Consider the following 16583-nt stretch of genomic DNA (forward strand, 5'->3'; position numbering starts at 1 on the left):
CCGAGACGACGCTCAGATCCGCACGTCCGCCAGCTCACCGACCCGCGCACGCTGCGGCCGCAGGTAGACCATGAAGGTGACCAGGGCGCAGATGGCGTAGAAGATCGTGAAGGCGACGAACGCCGACTTGGTGGCGTCGAGGGGGTTGGTGACCCAGGGGCTGTTGAAGGCGATCGGGATGAGGAAGCCGCCGACCGCGCCGACGGCGCCGATGATGCCGACCGCGGCGGAGGACTTCTTGGTCGCGCCGGCGAGAGCGGCCTCGCGATCGGCGGTGCCCGGCGTGGTGGCCATCTCGGCCTCACGGCGGAAGATCGCCGGGATCATCTTGTAGGTCGACCCGTTGCCGATGCCGGTCGAGGCGAAGACCAGCATGAAGAAGCCCAGGAAGACCGGGAACCACGACTGGTTCGCCTGTGCGATCGCGGGCGAGGCCTCCGGGTTGGGGGTGAGCTGCATCAGGGTCCAGAGCACCGCGAGGGTGAAGACGACCAACCCGATGAATGCGCCGAGCGTCACCTTCGCGCCGCCCCAGCGGTCGGCCAGCCATCCACCCAGCGGCCGGGTCGCGGAGCCGATCAGGGCGCCGAGGAAGGCGAAGTAGGCGAAGTAGATGCCGGTACCGAGCGGAGCGGGCTCGGGCACCCAGAAGTTGAGCTTGATCAGCAGCGGCATGGCGGCGGAGTAGCCGATGAAGGAGCCGAAGGTGCCGATGTAGAGGAAGGACATGATCCAGGTCTGCTTCGACTTCACGACCGAGAGCTGCTCACGTGTGGACGACTTCGCGGAGCTGAGGTTGTCCATGAAGAAGAAGGCCGCGAGGATCGCGATGACGGCCAGCGCCGCGTAGACGAAGGCGGCCCGCTCGAGGTGGATGCCGCCGTCGGAGGCCTTGATCAGCCCGAAGATGCCGGCGCCACCGACGATGACCGGCAGCAGGAACTGGATGAGCGCGACGCCGAGGTTGCCGCCGGCGGCGTTGAGGCCGAGCGCGGCACCCTTCTTGTCGGACGGGTAGAAGAAGTTGATGTTCGCCATCGAGGAGGCGAAGTTGCCGCCGCCGAGACCCGCAGTGGCGGCGATCAGGCAGAAGGCCCAGTAGGGGGTGGACGGCTGGGTGACGGCGTACGCGAAGCCGAGGGTCGGCACGAGCAGCAGCGCGGCCGACATCATCGTCCAGTTGCGGCCGCCGAACTTCGGCACCGCGAGGGTGTAGGGCACCCGCAGGAGCGATCCCACCAGGTTGGGGATCGCGATCAGGAAGAACAGCTGGCTCGGGGTGAAGTCGAAGCCCTGGGCGACCAGGAAGGCCGAGGACACCGACCAGATCAGCCAGACCGAGAAGCCGAGGTGCTCGGCGAAGATCGACCAGATCAGGTTGCGGCGGGCGGTCTTCGCCCCGGTCTCTTCCCAGAAGGTGGCGTCCTCCGGACGCCAGTCGTCGATCCAGTAGCGACGGCTCATGGTGGGCTCCTCAGGTAACGGCAGTCGGCGAGATAGCACCCACGATCACCAGCCCACGTTTCAGCAGCCGCCAACCCTCGCATGCGAGACCGTCAACTTCCGCTCACGACCTCACAAGCCTCACAACCTCACTTCCGGCTCCCGTCGGGAAAAGTACGCGGCGGGAGGCCCGAGCCGCCCGCCGCGTACGTCTTGGTCTGCTGAGCCGCGGAGCCTCAGCCGAGGTAGCGCTCCCACGGGCCGGTGATGGCCAGGGTGTAGCCGGGGTCCTGCATGTTGACGAAGAGGACCCGGCCGTCGGGCGAGAAGCACGGGCCGCAGAACTCGGAGTCGTTCAGGTCGTTGCGGGCGATGGCGTACGCCGGGCCGCCCGGGAATGCACCGAGCACGTGCGAGGCGCCGCTGCCGTCCTCGGCGAGCACCAGCGAGCCCCAGGGGGTGACGGTGACGTTGTCGGGACCGTCGAAGGTGAGGTCGCCGTACTTCGGGGCCGGAGCATCGTCCTCGGACTGCGTCTGGTGCGGGAAGTACGTCACCAGCTGGATCGTCTCGGCCTCGTAGTCGTAGAACCAGACCATGCCGTCGTGCGGCGAGGCGTCGGCGGGCATGTCACCCTCCTCCCAGGCGTAGGAGTTGACCACGTAGACGCCCTCGTCGGTGCCCCACACGCCCTCGAACTTGCGCCCGCGGGTGACCTCGCCGTCGGCGAACTGCTCGCGGCACGGCGTCTCCTGGGCGTCGCGCTCGGGGACGGTCTTCCACGTCACCGGGAAGGGCTGGCCCATCTGCGCGGAGGTCAGGTAGGCGACATCCGGCAGGACGGAACCGTCGGGAAGGATGATCTGCATCGCGGCGAGGGTGCCCGCATCATCGGCCAGCGAGGTGAGCACGCCCGGGCCGAGCCTGACCCCGGCCGGAGCGGTCCAGCGGTAGAAGAGCCCGTTGGGCTCGTCGGCGTCCTCGGAGAGGAACACCTTGGTGCGGGTCCTGTCGATCGCGAGGGCCTCGTGGTCGTAGCGACCGAACGCCTTGATCGGGCGCGGGTCGGCCGAGCCGTCGGCCCAGACCTCGAAGACGTAGCCGTGGTCCTTCTCGTAGACGCCCTTGCTGCCGTCCTCGCCCTCCCACTCCTCGCCGGCGTCGTTGACGGTCTCCTCGCAGGTCAGCCAGGTCCCCCACGGCGTCGGGCCGCCGGCGCAGTTGGTCGAGGTGCCGGAGATGGCGACGAACTCACCGAGGTTGGCGCCGCCCGCGTCGGTGGTGATCACGGTGCAGCCGCCCGAGGGGGCGCCGGCGTCGTAGACCGTCCCGGGCACCAGCGGGACCGGAATGCCCTCGCCCGGCTCGATCTCGTGGTTCTGGATCAGCGTGTAGCGCCCCCGCTTGCCGCCGAGCACCATCATCCCGTCGTGGTTGGACGGAGTCTTCTCCCCCGACTTCAGGGTCGTCTCACCGGCGGAGGTGATGATGGCGTACGAGAACCCCTCGGCCAGCGCGAGGATCCCCTGGGGGTCGTCCACGAGGGGCGGGAACGGCTCGCGGGCGCGCTTGCGTCCCGGGGTGCCGGGCCGCGCGGGCTTCGCCTCGGCCAGGGCGGGAACGGCGCCGGCGACGGCCAGGCCGACCCCGGCCGCGGCTCCTCCGGTGAGCAGGGAGCGTCGAGTTGCGGACATGGGTTGGTACTCCTCGGAGCTTCGTAGGGGAACCCGTGACAGGTCTCGACCCTCTACCCAAGCCACTCCGCAACACCTGCGCGACCGCCCGAGGTGAACCTCAGGCGACGGCACCGTGAAACGTACGCCGGCGGCGTCTCAGGCAGCCCCGAACAGGCCCGACAGCCCAGCATTCCGGGTGGGGCCGGAACGACCGCTCTCCCACGCGTGTCCGCACCTGCAGCACATCAGCCGCCGGCGGCCCCCCGCCGAACGCGCGAGAACCCGGATCTCCTCGTCTTCGGTGCACTTGGCACACATAGCCGAAGTCATCGAGTGAACACCTCGCACTTCTTACATGAACAGAGTCTGTACAACTTCCCCAGGGTGACACAGGGACGGGCCTGTCCCACAGTTGAGAACGTCCTGTAGCCGAACTGTGAACGTGCTATTGACCAGGAGGAACGTGGTCGGCGTTGGCCACGCCGTAGGGGATGTGAACCCCGGCGATCGAGCCGACCGCCTCGTCGAGATGGGTCGTCTGGTCGTCGAAGAAGATCAACGGACGCAGCACCTCCAGCACGCGCCTCTTCTCCACTCCACCGAGGAAGAACGCCTCGTTGACGTAGACGTCCCAGGACTGCAGCGACCGGATCGCGCGTTCGTGGGCCGGGGCGCCGCGGGCGGTGACCAGCGCGATCCGCAGCCGTGGCTCGTAGCTCGGATCCTCCAGACGGCGCTGCTCCTCGATCTGCTGGATCAGGTTGAGGTCGCGCAGCAGCGGCTGCAGCGGCCCGGGCTCGAGCGGCTCGGTCTTCCGGCTCGCCTCGTAGGTGCGGTAGGCCTCGATGCCCTCCTCGCGGAAGATCCGCTCGGAGCCGTCGTCGGCGAGGACGCCGTCGAAGTCGAAGGCGACGACGACGGAGCGATCGGTCTCGTCGTACGTCGCAGCCGACGGCAGCACGTGACCGGCCGGGAAACCCTCGCGGTTGGCCGCGATGACGTCGTCACGGTTGCCGCTGAGGAACAGCGACATCCCGAGCGCGCCGATGTAGGGATGCGGCGAGCGGCCCTGGGTGAAGACGGCGCGGGTCATCGGCAGACCGTGCTGCTCGATCGAGCGCATCACCCGCAGCCCGGTGCTGGGGTCGTTGCGCGAGACCACGATCACCTCGACGAGACCGTCGTCGGCGTCCTCGGCCAGATCGTTGAGGCTCAGCAGCCGCTTGATGAACGGGAACGCGACGCCGGGCCGGAGCTGCTCGTCGATGCGCTCGTCCTGATAGCGGCGGTAGGCCTCCTCGCCGTGCTCGCGGAAGTAGGCGTCCGACTCGGTCAGGTCGAAGAGCGCGCTCGACGCGATCCCGACCACCAACCGCCCGCTCAGCTCGTATCCCACGCTCCGCAACCTACCGCTCGCCTCCGACACCGGGCCGGGGCGTTTGGGTATGAGGAGCGCTGAATCGGGTACCGGGAACGTCGGTGAAGGAGGTAGTGATGCCGACGAGCGAGCGTGAGCACCACTCCGGGCGTAGCAGCGGCGAGATGCCGTCAGAGGTAGGAGACCATCTCGGGGTGTTCGACCGATTCGCCACCCACGCGAGCAACTTCGTGTCGCGGGCGTGGTTCTTCATGATGTGCGTGCTGCTGGTGGTGATCTGGGCACCGTCCGTCTTCGTGCTGCCCGATGTGGACACCTGGCAGCTGATCATCAACACCGCCACGACGATCATCACGTTCCTGCTGGTGGCGCTCCTGCAGAACACCCAGAAGCGAGCGGACGACGCCGTTCAGCAGAAGCTCAACGCCATCGCCGGAGGTCTCTCCGACATGATGGAAAGGCTGGCCCGTGACCACCCCGAGCTGCGTGACGACCGCGACGAGCTTCGCCAGGCGGTCGGTCTGGAGGAACGGGAAAGCGCGGAATGACGGGCCCCGAGCCTGAGGACCACCACTACGTACGCGACCAGTTCTCGGCCGCCGCCCACGCCCTCGCCGGCGTTGCCGGGTCGGCCTGGGCCAGCGGGATCAGCATGATCGTCGTCGCGGGGTTGCTGATCGCCGGTCTCGTCTCCGGGTTCGCCTCGTGGTGGCACAGCCTCGTCTACGCGACTGCCTCCATGGTCAGCCTGCTGGTGCTCTTCAGCATCCAGCACATGACCAACCGGCAGACCAAGGCCATCCTGCTCAAGCTCGATGAGCTCGTCGAGAGCGTCGACGGCGCGGACAACGACGTCATCGCCATGGAGGATCGAGATCTGGCGGACCAGGAGCACATCCGCCGCCGGCACCAGCGGTAGCCGGTGAGGGTCAGGCGACCTTGGTGACGCGGAGGAACTCCTGGATGTCGAAGACGGCGCGGACGATGCCGGCGGCCTTGGGGAGCAGGGGCGCGACCTCGGCGTAGGGGACGACCCGCGGGTCGGTGACGCGGTGTTCGACGCCGTCGTGGACGATCGTGGCCGAGTTGGCGGCCAGCACGTTCTGGGCCCAGTCGACCTTCGAGGTGTAGGGCAGGTTGATGACGAAGCCGTCGGGGGTCGGGAACGGCGTGATCGGGGTGGCGTACTCCCGCCCGCTCGCACGGCCCACGTGGAGGACGACGCCGTTGGTGACACCTTCCCCGCCGGCGGTCTTCAGCGCCTCGGAGGCGAACCGCTTCGAGAAGGCGCGGATGCGGTCCTGGAGCCAGGGCGACTTGTTGCGCATGCCGATCACGAAAGCGGCACCCGCGCCCGCTACACCGGCGGCCAGCAGACCCGGGATCACTCGACTCAGTCGCATGCGCCAAACCTACCTCGCACCCCCGTAACGGCTCGGGTGACAGATAACGTGGGCGCGGTCACACTGGAGGTCTCGACCGAGCACCAGCAAGGAGGAAGCGCGAGGATGCGGCCCTGGAAGCGAACCCACCTGGGCACAGAAGCCGATCGGGCGACCTTCCGTACCCTGCACAACGCATCGCTGGCCAGCCCGGCCTTGCGTGGCGGTCTGACCGTCGACAGCGCCGAGCGCGCGGCCCCGCACCTGCAGGCGCTCCTGGCCGCGCCCGCGCTCGCGATCACCGACACCGACGGCCTGCTCGCCTGGGAGGGCATCGGCACCCATCACCAGGAGCACGTGACCAAGCTGGCCGAGGGCACGCTCGAGCGCGGCGCGACCCGGTTCTACGACCGAGTCGATCTCGAGTGCGGCCAGGCCGGCTGCCCGATCCACTCCGCCGTGGTCAGCCCGCTGGTCGTCGACGACCATCTGGTCGGCACGCTGCAGGCCTACGCCCCGGACACCTCCGCGATGATGGTCCGCGCCACCGACGAGGTCGCGACCTGGGTCTCCGGGCAGCTCGAGCTCGCCGAGCTCGACGCGTCGCGTCGGCGCCTGATGGAGGCCGAGGTGCGCGCGCTCCGCGCTCAGATCAGCCCCCACTTCATCTACAACTCGCTGGGCGCGATCGCCAGCTTCGTACGCACGGATCCGGAGCGTGCGCGCGAGCTGCTCCTCGAGTTCGCCGACTTCACCCGCTACTCCTTCCGGACGCACGGCGAATACACGACGCTGTCCGAGGAGCTCCGCTCCGTGGAGCGCTACCTGCTCCTGGAGCAGGCCCGGTTCGGCGAGCGGCTCTCGGTCCGGCTGTCGGTCGCGCCCGAGGTGCTGCCCATCGCGGTGCCGTTCCTGTGCCTGCAGCCGCTGGTCGAGAATGCCGTACGCCACGGCCTGGCCGACGCGCAGACCGGCCACATCTCCATCCGGGCCGCCGACAGCGGCACCGAGTGCGTGATCGAGGTCGAGGACGACGGCGCCGGCGAGGACCCGGAGAAGGTGCGCAACGCGCTGGCCGGCGGCGCCGACTCCGTCGGGCTCGGCAACGTCGACGCCCGGCTCCGCAACGCCTACGGCGACGACTACGGCCTGGTCGTCGAGACCGCCCACGGCGCCGGCACGAAGGTCATCCTCAGAATCCCGAAGTTCGCCCCAGGAGTGCACACATGAACGGCCGTACGACGCAGGCCTTCGCCGCCAGACAGGGAGCGCCGGGAGGCCGGCTCCGCATCCTGGTCGTCGACGACGAGCCGCCCGCGGCCGACGAGCTCTCCTATCTGCTGACGCAGGACGCCCGGGTGGCGGAGGTGCGCACGTGCCTCAACGCGACCGACGGGCTGCAGCAGCTGCAGGGGTCGGGCGTGGATGCGGTGTTCCTCGACATCCAGATGCCGGGGCTGAACGGGCTCGAGCTGGCCCGGCTGCTGGCGCGCTTCAAGACGCCGCCGGCCGTCGTGTTCGTGACCGCTCACGAGGAGCACGCGCTGGAGGCGTTCGACCTGCGCGCGGTCGACTACGTGCTCAAGCCGGTGCGCGCGGAGCGGCTGGCCGAGACCGTCACCCGGCTGATGGGCAGCATGCCGGAGGAGGAGCCGAGCGGCGACATCCAGATCCCGGTCGAGCTCGGCGGCGTCACCCGCTTCGTGTGGCGCTCCCAGATCACCCACGTCGAGGCGCAGGGCGACTACGCCCGGCTGCACACCGCCGACGCCTCCCACCTGGTGCGGGTCCCGCTGACGCAGCTGGAGCAGGAGTGGGCATCCGCCCGGTTCGTACGCATCCACCGCTCCCTCCTCGTCAACCTCGCCCACGTGACGGAGGTGCGGTCGGAGGCCGGGCGCTGCTCGGTCGTCGTCGGCGGCGCGTCCCGCGGCACCGAGCTGCAGGTCAGCCGCCGCCACACGCGCCAGCTCAAGGACCTGCTCGCCCGACGCTCATGAACCGATCCGATGACTGAACCCCAACGCGTACGCGTCACCGGCCCGCCCCGGCGTCGCCCGGCCGTCCGACGGGTCGACGTCGACGAGGACACCCGCCTCGGCGAGGTCTACCTCGGCTCCCTGATGCGTGCCCAGCTCTCGATCGCCCTTCGGACCCTGGCCGTGCTCTTCCTCGGCGTCGGCTCGCTCCCGCTGCTGTTCTGGCTGGCTCCGGGCCTGGTCCACACCTCGCCGTTCGGCATCCCGCTGCCCTGGCTGCTCCTCGGCGTGCTGGTCTACCCGTTCCTGTTCCTCCTCGGCCGCTGGTACCTGCGCGGCGCGGAGCGCAACGAGGCCAGCTACGCCGACCTCCTGAAGCCGGACGACGAGACGCCATGACCCTCGACTCCGCCCCGGCGATCGTCGCGGTCACCCTGGTCACCCTGGCGACGCTGACCATCGGCACCTGGGGGCTGCGGTTCAGCCGGACCACGAGCGACTTCTACGTCGCCTCGCGGTCGGTGCGGCCCGGCCTCAACGCGAGCGCCATCGGCGGGGAGTATCTCTCCGCCGCCTCCTTCCTCGGCATCGCCGGGCTGGTCTTCACGTCCGGCGCCGAGATGCTCTGGTATCCGATCGGCTGGACCGCCGGCTATCTGGTGCTGCTGACCCTGGTCGCGGCACCTCTGCGCAGGTCAGGGGCGTACACGCTGCCCGACTTCGCCGAGGAGCGGCTCGCGTCCCGCGGAGCGCGGAGGCTCTGCTCGCTGCTCGTCGTGACCATCGGTTGGCTCTACCTGCTGCCGCAGCTGCAGGGCGCCGGGCTGACCCTCGAGCTGGTTGCCGGAGCGCCTCGCTGGGTGGGACCGGTGCTGGTCGGGACCGTGGTGCTGGTCAGCGTCTTCTCCGGCGGGATGCGCTCGATCACGTTCGTCCAGGCCTTCCAGTACTGGCTCAAGCTGACCGCCCTGCTGGTACCGGTCGGCGTGCTGGTCGCGGTCTGGGGCAGCGACGGCGCGCCCCGTGCCACCGACCTCAGCCAGACCTGGTCGATGCCGATGGGCACCGACGGCTCCGCCGGGCTCTATGCGACCTACTCGCTGATCGCGGCGACCTTCCTCGGCACCATGGGCCTGCCGCACGTGGGCGTCCGCTTCTACACCAACCCCGACGGCCGCGCCGCCCGCCGCACCACCCTGGTCGTGCTGGCACTGCTCGGCGTCTTCTACCTGCTGCCGCCGATCCTCGGGTTGTTGGGAAGGGTGTACGCAGCCTCCCCCGCCTCCGCCGACACCCTGGTCCTCGAGCTCCCCCGTCTGATGCTCTCCGGCTGGGCAGGTGACGCCCTGACCGGGCTGGTCTGCGCGGGCGCCTTCGCCGCCTTCCTGTCGACGTCCTCGGGCCTGGCCATCGCCGTCTCCGGCGTGCTCTCCCAGGACGTCGTCGTGCCGCTGCTGCGCCGCCGGGGCAGCCGCTACGGCGGCGTCGCCGCCTTCCGGATCGCCTCCCTGGTCGCGGTCCTGGTTCCCGTCACCGGCGCGCTGCTGACCCCCAGCGTCGGTGTCGCCCGTGGCGTCGCGCTCGCCTTCGCCCTCGCCGCCGCCACCTTCTGCCCGCTGCTCCTGCTCGGCATCTGGTGGCGTCGGCTGACCGCCTACGGCGCCGCCACCGGGCTGGTCACCGGCCTCGTGACGACCGGGACGGCCGTGGTGTTCACGATCAGTGGGTCGCGTACGGACACGTGGGCTGACGTGGCGCTCAGCCAGCCGGCACTCTGGGCCGTCCCGCTCTCCTTCGCGGTGATGATCGTCGTCAGCCTCGCCACCGCGGCCCACGTACCGGCCCACACGACCCGGTTGCTGGTCCGCCTCCACACCCCCGAGCCGACGATCGAGCCCGCCGTCGCTCCCGCCCTGCAGCGCTGACACTGAGCAGACGGCCGCCTCGATACCCTCCCGCCGCCAGGTGAACGAAAATTCGTTCACCCATCACAGAGCGAACGAATTTTCGTTCGTCCCGGTGACCACCGGCCACGCAGGCAACGGCTCGAAACTCCGGCGATGTCGGCGTTTTCATCGCTAGTCTGGCGAACTGTCTTGAATACCGTGGAGCAAGCCGACGACGAGGCCCCGGACATCGCGGGCCGGTTGAGTGGGTACGTGGTCGCGGCCGGCGTTCTACTGGGCGCGTGGCACGCGGTCGCGAGGCGAGAGGTCGACGGCGTCGCTGACCTGGCTCAAGCGGTACTCCTGACGCTGCTCGGAGCCGTCGTCGGGCTCCTTCTGGGCGTACTGGTCGGCGTGGCGCTGCTGGCCATCGACGCGGCCGCCATAGCGCCGGCGGTCGGGTGGTGGCGGGAGCGACGGTTCGGCAGGGTCGCCGCGCTCGCCGTTGCCTGGGTGTCGTTCATCGGCGCTCTGCTCTGGTGGTGGCCCGACCGCTTCCTCCCCGTTGCCCTGGTCGCGGGCTTCGGAGCCTGGTCCGTGTTTCTGGCCCACCGGCGGTTCGGCGAGTCGGAACCCCTCGCCCTGCTGGCGATCCCGCACCTCGGCGGCGTCGCCGTCACAACCCTTCTCGGCGAGCAAATCTTCTTCGGCAACCTGCTCTCGACGACGTACGTCGCGCCCGTGCTCTTCCTCATCATGGGGTGGCTCTCCTGGTGCGGCTGGCGAGCGATGCGCGCGGCCCAGCGGCTCACGGTGCGCGCGGCGGCGGACATCGTCTGGTCGGTCCAGCTCGGGCTGCTGCTCTCGCTCATGCTGGTGTGGTCGGCCGATCTGCTCCGCCTCGACCCGGCACAGGTCACGGCGGTCCGGGCCGTGCTGGAGAGCATGCAGACGTGGACCGCGGTGCACTGGGCGTACTGGCTGGCGGCCTACACCGCCCTCGCCGTGGGCAGCTTCGTCGTGCTGCGGTGGCCACAACGCTTCACCGAGTCCCGGCTGCCCCTGTTCGGCATGCTCAACACCGGCAAGCGGACGCTGGCCGGGATCAACATCGGCCTGATGGTCTCGCTGGTCTTCACCATCACCGCGGTGCCCGTCTCCGAGGGAGCGTGGAAGCGGCAGGTCGAGGAGCGCTACGCCCTCGAGACCCGGCACATCCGGCACGCTGAGGGCGAGGAGGCGGCGTACCACCAGATCCACCAGTACGTCACCGCGAACCGTCGCGCCATGGATCAGCTCCGGCCGGTCATCGAGGCCGTCGACGAGGCCGCGCCCACCGAGGCGGGACAGCCGGTCTCGGAGAGCGCCCGAGGCATCGCCCGCCAGCTCGGCCGTTTCCAGGCCGCGACCCTCCGCGTCCACGACGAGTCGCCAGCACGAGCGCCGGAGCTACCTGGCGATCCGGACGTGAGCGAGGCGTTGGCGGAGCTCGACGCGGCCCAGCAGACCAGATCACAGCAAGAGGCGCGGGCCGGCCGGTTCGCGGACGCCGCCGCGGCCGCGATCGCCAGCGCCCTCGACATCCCCGACGTCGGACGCAACGAGGTCGTCCACATCCTCAAGGCGTACCTCGGCGGGCTGGTCGAAGAAGGTCCGGTGCGCGACGTGGCCCGCCTGGCCTCCGTCGACCTCACCGCTCTCTACGACGCCGCCTACGACCTGACCCGGAGGGCCGCGATCCGCGCCGGCGTGGACGTATGGACGTTCAACGCGACGTACGGTCTCGGTCTCACCATGCCAGGAGAGTCGCCGCAGCTGGACGAGGTCGTGATCCTGGCCCGCCAGAACCACCATCTGAGCGACAGCAGCAGCCCGTGTCCGGGGTGCATCCACCCACCCGAGGGCGATGGGGTCCAGACCGGCGGCGGCACGTCCGGCGGCGGGGGCCGCCGCGGATAGACCGCCATTCGACGTACGAAATCGACCGCTCGTCGCGCGACCGCGCCGCCCACCGAGGGACCGCGCGCTACCCCGCGACGAGCGGGGCGAGCGAGCCCTAATGTGACTGCGATCACACGTCGCCCGTCCTTCACCCCCACGATGGACGGCCTCGTCAACGAAAGGGTTAACCGTGAGCGCTGAAGCACACGACCAAGCCCACCGGCACGACCCGGTCTACGACAGCCTGCACGCCACGGCGGAGTTTCGCGCTCTGCGGTCGGCGTACCGGAAGTTCGTCTTCCCGGCCACGGTGGCATTCCTGGCTTGGTACCTCCTCTACGTCGTCTGCTCGAACTGGGCGGAGGGCTTCATGAACACCAAGCTGGTCGGCAACATCAACGTCGCACTGGTCTTCGGACTCCTGCAGTTCGCGACCACGTTCGGCATCGCGTACTTCTACGCCAACTACTCCAACAAGCACCTCGACCCGCTGGCTCGGAAGCTCGACGAGGAATACGAGAGCCAGAAGAGGGAGGCCTGACATGGACGGTAGCCAGATCCTCACCACGGTCCTCTTCCTGGCCGTCGTCGCGATCACCATCGGCATCACCTTCTGGGCGAGCCGGCAGACGAAGACCGCCGCCGACTACTACGCCGGTGGCCGCGGCTTCTCCGGCTTCCAGAACGGTCTCGCGATCGGCGGCGACTACATGTCGGCCGCCTCGTTCCTCGGGATCTCCGGTGCCATCGCGTTGTCCGGCTACGACGGTTTCCTCTACTCGATCGGCTTCCTCGTCGCCTGGCTGGTGGCGCTGCTGCTGGTCGCTGAGGTGCTGCGCAACTCCGGTCGCTACACGATGGCGGACCAGCTGGCGTACCGGATGAAGCAGCGCCCGGTCCGACTGGCGGCCGCGACCTCCACGGTCGTCGTGTCGATCTTCTACCTGCTGGCCCAGATGGTCGGTGCCGGCGCCCTGGTGGCCCTGCTGCTCGGCGTCGAGGACCAGGCGGTCAAGAACATCGTGATCCTGTTCGTCGGCGCACTGATGATCTTCTACGTCACCGTCGGCGGGATGAAGGGCACCACCTGGGTCCAGATCGTCAAGGCCGTCCTGCTGATGACCGGCTCGGCGCTGATCGTCATCCTGGTGCTCGCCCAGTTCGGCTTCAACCTCTCCGAGCTGCTCGGCTCCGCCGCCGACGCCTCGGGCAAGGGCGACGCCTTCCTGCAGCCGGGTCTGAAGTACGGCCTCAGCTTCACCAGCGAGCTGGACTTCGTCTCGCTCGGGCTCGCCCTGGTGCTCGGCACCGCCGGCCTGCCGCACATCCTGATCCGCTTCTACACCGTCCCGACCTCGGCGGATGCCCGCAAGTCGGTGCTGTGGGCGATCGGCCTGATCGGCGTCTTCTACCTGTTCACCCTGGTCCTGGGCTTCGGTGCGGCCGCGCTGGTCGACCCGACCACCCTGGACAAGGCCGGAAACCTGGCGGCGCCGTTGCTCGCGCAGGAGGTCGGTGGCGGTGAGGGCTCCGTCGGGGGCGCCGTGCTGCTGGCGCTCATCGCCGCGGTCGCCTTCGCCACGATCCTCGCCGTGGTCGCGGGTCTGACGCTGACCTCCTCGGTCTCCGTCGCCCACGACATCTACAACTCGGTGATCAAGCGTGGCAAGGCCACCGAGAAGGAGGAGCTGAAGGTCTCGCGCTGGGCCGCGGCGGGCATCGGCCTGGTCGCGATCCTGCTGGCCATCCCGGCGCAGTCCCTGAACATCGCGTTCCTGGTGGCGCTGGCCTTCGCGGTCGCCGCCTCGGCGAACCTGCCGGCAATCATCTACAACATGTTCTGGGCGCGGTTCAACACCCGCGGCGCGACCTGGTCGATCTACGGCGGCCTGATCTCCTGCGTCGGTCTGGTGTTCTTCTCGCCGGTCGTCTCCGGCAAGACGGCCGTGGACGCGGTGACCGGCGAGACGATCTCCGCCTCGCTGTTCCCGCTCGGCGTGGACTTCTCCTGGTTCCCGCTGGAGAACCCGGGCATCATCTCCATCCCGCTCGGCTTCTTCCTGGGCTGGCTGGGCACGGTGACGTCGAAGGAGCCGGAGACCGCCGAGCGGTACGTCGAGCTCGAGGTCCGCGCCCTCACCGGCGCCGGCTCGGAGAAGGCGATCACGCACTGATCTCCCGCGGCGGGCCGTCGTACATCTGCAGTTGTACGACGGCCCGCCATCATTCTTTCCCCCGCACTACCCTGTGGCTTGAGCCACACATTTTTCGTACGTAGGAGTCACTGTGACCGACGAGACCCTGTCCAACCTGCTGCACGAGAAGCGCCGGTTCGAGCCCCCTGCCGAGCTCGCCGCCGCAGCCAACGTCAAGGCCGACGCCTACTCCGCCGCCGAGGAGGACCGGGACGCGTTCTGGGCCGCCGCCGCGGAACGGCTCACCTGGGCCAAGCCGTTCGATCGCGTCCTCAACTGGGACAACCCGCCGTTCGCGAAGTGGTTCGAGGGCGGCGAGATCAACGTGGCGTACAACGCCGTCGACCGCCACGTCGAGGCCGGCCTCGGCGACCGGGTCGCGATCCACTGGGTCGGCGAGCCGGCCGACGACAAGCGCACCATCACCTATGCCGAACTCAAGGACGAGGTCTCGCGGGCCGCGAACGCCTTCGAGGCGCTCGGAGTGTCGAAGGGCGACCGGGTCGCGATCTACATGCCGATGATCCCCGAGGCCGTCTTCGCGATGCTGGCCTGCGCGCGGATCGGCGCGATCCACACCGTCATCTTCGGTGGGTTCTCGGCCGAGGCCCTGGCCGCCCGGATCACCGACTGCAACGCTAAGCTCGTGGTCACCTCCGACGGCGGCTACCGCCGCGGCGCGCCGTCGGCGCTCAAGCCGGCCGTCGACGAGGCGCTGGGCAAGGTCGACGACGGCATCGTGGAGAACGTCGTCGTCGTCCGCCGCACCGGCCAGGACGTCGAGTGGAACGACGCCGTCGACAAGTGGTGGTCCGACGTCGTCGACGGCGCGTCGACCGAGCACACCCCGGTGGCGCACGACGCCGAGCACCCGCTCTTCGTGATGTACACCTCCGGCACCACCGGGAAGCCGAAGGGCATCCTGCACACCACCGGCGGCTACCTCACCCAGGCGGCGTTCACCCACTGGGAGGTCTTCGACCTCAAGCCCGAGACCGACGTCTACTGGTGCACCGCCGACATCGGCTGGATCACCGGCCACTCCTACATCGTCTACGGACCGCTGGCCAACGGCGCGACCCAGGTGCTCTACGAGGGCACCCCGGACTTCCCGGAGAAGGGCCGCTGGTGGCAGATCATCGAGGAGTACGGCGTCACCATCTTCTACACGGCGCCGACCGCGATCCGGACCTTCATGAAGCAGGGCCGCGCCATCCCCGACGCCCGCGACCTCTCCTCGGTCCGCCTGCTCGGGTCGGTCGGTGAGCCGATCAACCCCGAGGCCTACATCTGGTACCGCGACGTCATCGGCGGCTCGAAGGTGCCGGTGGTGGACACCTGGTGGCAGACCGAGACCGGCGCGATCATGATCTCGCCGCTCCCCGGGGTGACGGCTGGGAAGCCGGGCTCGGCGATGAAGGCCCTGCCGGGTGTGGGCGCCGACGTGGTCGACGACAACGGCGTCTCCGTGCCGGACGGTGCCGGGGGCTACCTCGTGCTCACCCAGCCGTGGCCGTCGATGCTGCGTACGATCTGGGGGGACGACCAGCGCTACGTCGACACCTATTGGTCGCGCTTCAAGGACCAGGGGTTCTACTTCGCCGGCGACGGCGCGAAGAAGGACGAGGACGGCGACGTCTGGGTCCTGGGCCGCGTCGACGACGTGATGAACGTGTCGGGGCACCGGCTCTCCACCACCGAGATCGAGTCGGCGCTGGTCTCGCACGCCTACGTCGCGGAGGCGGCGGTCGTCGGTGCGACCGACCCTGACACGGGGCAGGCGGTGGTGGCGTACGTCATCCTGCGCGACGGGTCGCCGGAGGACTGCGAGAAGGAGCTCTCCGACCACGTCCGCAAGGAGATCGGCCCGATCGCCAAGCCGCGGCAGATCATGATCGTGCCGGAGCTGCCCAAGACCCGCTCGGGGAAGATCATGCGGCGACTGCTGCGCGACCTCGCCGAGGGTCGCGGTGTCGGCGACACGACCACGCTGGCCGACCAGACGATCATGGATCTCATCGCCGCGGGGCAGGCGACCTCGACCGACGACTGATCCCGCTCAGCAACGGGGCGTCGCGGACGCCCAGGCCCGGTGGTCGAGCTTGTCGAGACCACCGGGCCGTTGCGTACTAGTGCTTCTTGTACTTCACCCGGCGGATGAAGTGGTTGTCGGTCCAGATCGGGTCCTTCTTGACCGTCTCACCGGACCGGGGCGAGTGCCAGATCCAGCGGCGCCCGTCGTGCTTCCCGGCGTAGATGCCGACGTGGTAGACGCCGCCGCTGCCGTAGAAGAAGACCAGGTCGCCCTTACGCGGCTTCTTGACCTTGAAGGTGTGGCTGACCTGTGCCGACGAGCTGTGCGGGAGCTTGTAGCCGAGCTTCTTGTAGACCCACTGGGTCAGACCCGAGCAGTCGTAGGAGTGGGGGCCGTTGCCGCCGTAGGAGTACGGGTCGCCGGCCTGGCTCTTGACGCGGCGGAGCGCTCGCAGCCCGCGCGACTTCTTCTTTTTCTTCGTGGTCTGAGTGCTCGTGTGGCTGCTCGTCTGGGCGCCGGTCTGGGCACTCGAGCCCGGCGGTGAAGCGGCCGTGGCGGACTGGGTGGGTGCGGCGACGAGCGCGAGACCGACCACCAGGGCGGTCGCAAGGCCGAGGGTCATCGATCTGCGGACGCGCGAAAGCGCCCGGAAACACGATCCGGTCATT

The 16583-nt window shown here is 69.3% G+C and carries 15 protein-coding genes; 10 read left to right on the plus strand and 5 right to left on the minus strand.

What is annotated here, in order from left to right; translation table 11 throughout:
* Positions 1–12: 12 nt before the first annotated feature.
* From OG984_RS18800 to OG984_RS18810, 3 genes are all read right to left on the minus strand, one after another.
* Entirely contained in the window at positions 13–1464 is a 1452-nt protein-coding gene (locus OG984_RS18800) for an MFS transporter (RefSeq protein WP_328527740.1), read from the minus strand.
* Positions 1465–1679: 215 nt separating this feature from the next.
* A complete protein-coding gene (locus OG984_RS18805) occupies positions 1680–3137 on the minus strand; it encodes an alkaline phosphatase PhoX (RefSeq protein WP_328527741.1) in 1458 nt (485 codons plus the stop codon).
* Positions 3138–3564: 427 nt separating this feature from the next.
* A complete protein-coding gene (locus OG984_RS18810) occupies positions 3565–4515 on the minus strand; it encodes a 5'-nucleotidase (RefSeq protein ID WP_328527742.1) in 951 nt (316 codons plus the stop codon).
* A 98-nt stretch (positions 4516–4613) separates the two neighbouring features.
* Here OG984_RS18810 and OG984_RS18815 point away from each other — a divergent pair, with 98 nt between their 5' ends.
* Entirely contained in the window at positions 4614–5045 is a 432-nt protein-coding gene (locus OG984_RS18815; RefSeq protein ID WP_328527743.1) for a low affinity iron permease family protein, read from the plus strand.
* A complete protein-coding gene (locus tag OG984_RS18820; RefSeq protein WP_328527744.1) occupies positions 5042–5416 on the plus strand; it encodes a low affinity iron permease family protein in 375 nt (124 codons plus the stop codon). Before OG984_RS18815 ends, OG984_RS18820 begins: the two co-directional genes overlap by 4 nt.
* Positions 5417–5426: 10 nt before the next feature.
* Here the strand turns inward: OG984_RS18820 and OG984_RS18825 are convergent, their stop codons facing one another.
* Positions 5427–5900, minus strand: coding sequence for a hypothetical protein (locus tag OG984_RS18825; RefSeq protein WP_328527745.1), 474 nt, complete (start codon positions 5898–5900; stop codon positions 5427–5429).
* A gap of 105 nt (positions 5901–6005) precedes the next feature.
* Here OG984_RS18825 and OG984_RS18830 point away from each other — a divergent pair, with 105 nt between their 5' ends.
* The 8 genes from OG984_RS18830 (at position 6006) to acs (ending at position 15933) form a co-directional block, all read left to right on the plus strand.
* Positions 6006–7109, plus strand: coding sequence for a sensor histidine kinase (locus tag OG984_RS18830; protein ID WP_328527746.1), 1104 nt, complete (start codon positions 6006–6008; stop codon positions 7107–7109).
* Positions 7106–7879 carry a LytR/AlgR family response regulator transcription factor gene (locus tag OG984_RS18835; protein WP_008356300.1) on the plus strand — a complete coding sequence of 258 codons (774 nt, stop codon included), beginning with the start codon at positions 7106–7108 and terminating at the stop codon, positions 7877–7879. Before OG984_RS18830 ends, OG984_RS18835 begins: the two co-directional genes overlap by 4 nt.
* 9 nt (positions 7880–7888) lie before the next feature.
* On the plus strand, positions 7889–8257 hold the full coding sequence (locus tag OG984_RS18840) for a hypothetical protein (RefSeq protein ID WP_328527747.1): 369 nt from the start codon (positions 7889–7891) through the stop codon (positions 8255–8257).
* Entirely contained in the window at positions 8254–9783 is a 1530-nt protein-coding gene (locus tag OG984_RS18845; RefSeq protein WP_328527748.1) for a sodium/solute symporter, read from the plus strand. The genes OG984_RS18840 and OG984_RS18845 overlap by 4 nt, the downstream gene beginning before the upstream one ends.
* 180 nt (positions 9784–9963) lie before the next feature.
* Positions 9964–11703, plus strand: a complete 1740-nt coding sequence (locus OG984_RS18850) for a hypothetical protein (protein ID WP_328527749.1) — start codon at positions 9964–9966, stop codon at positions 11701–11703.
* 172 nt (positions 11704–11875) lie between these two features.
* On the plus strand, positions 11876–12226 hold the full coding sequence (locus OG984_RS18855; RefSeq protein WP_328527750.1) for a DUF485 domain-containing protein: 351 nt from the start codon (positions 11876–11878) through the stop codon (positions 12224–12226).
* Between the two features lies 1 nt (position 12227).
* The gene (locus tag OG984_RS18860) at positions 12228–13859 is read left to right on the plus strand and encodes a solute symporter family protein (RefSeq protein ID WP_328527751.1); all 1632 of its coding nucleotides are present in this window, start codon (positions 12228–12230) and stop codon (positions 13857–13859) included.
* A 112-nt stretch (positions 13860–13971) separates the two neighbouring features.
* Positions 13972–15933, plus strand: a complete 1962-nt coding sequence (gene acs, locus OG984_RS18865) for an acetate--CoA ligase (RefSeq protein WP_328527752.1) — start codon at positions 13972–13974, stop codon at positions 15931–15933.
* A 76-nt stretch (positions 15934–16009) separates the two neighbouring features.
* Here the strand turns inward: acs and OG984_RS18870 are convergent, their stop codons facing one another.
* Complete coding sequence (locus tag OG984_RS18870; protein WP_328527753.1) at positions 16010–16537, minus strand: C40 family peptidase; 528 nt, start codon at positions 16535–16537, stop codon at positions 16010–16012.
* Positions 16538–16583 lie beyond the last annotated feature (46 nt).

It is taken from the genome of Nocardioides sp. NBC_00368 (assembly GCF_036090055.1).
In the GTDB taxonomy this organism is placed as follows: Bacteria; Actinomycetota; Actinomycetes; order Propionibacteriales; family Nocardioidaceae; genus Nocardioides.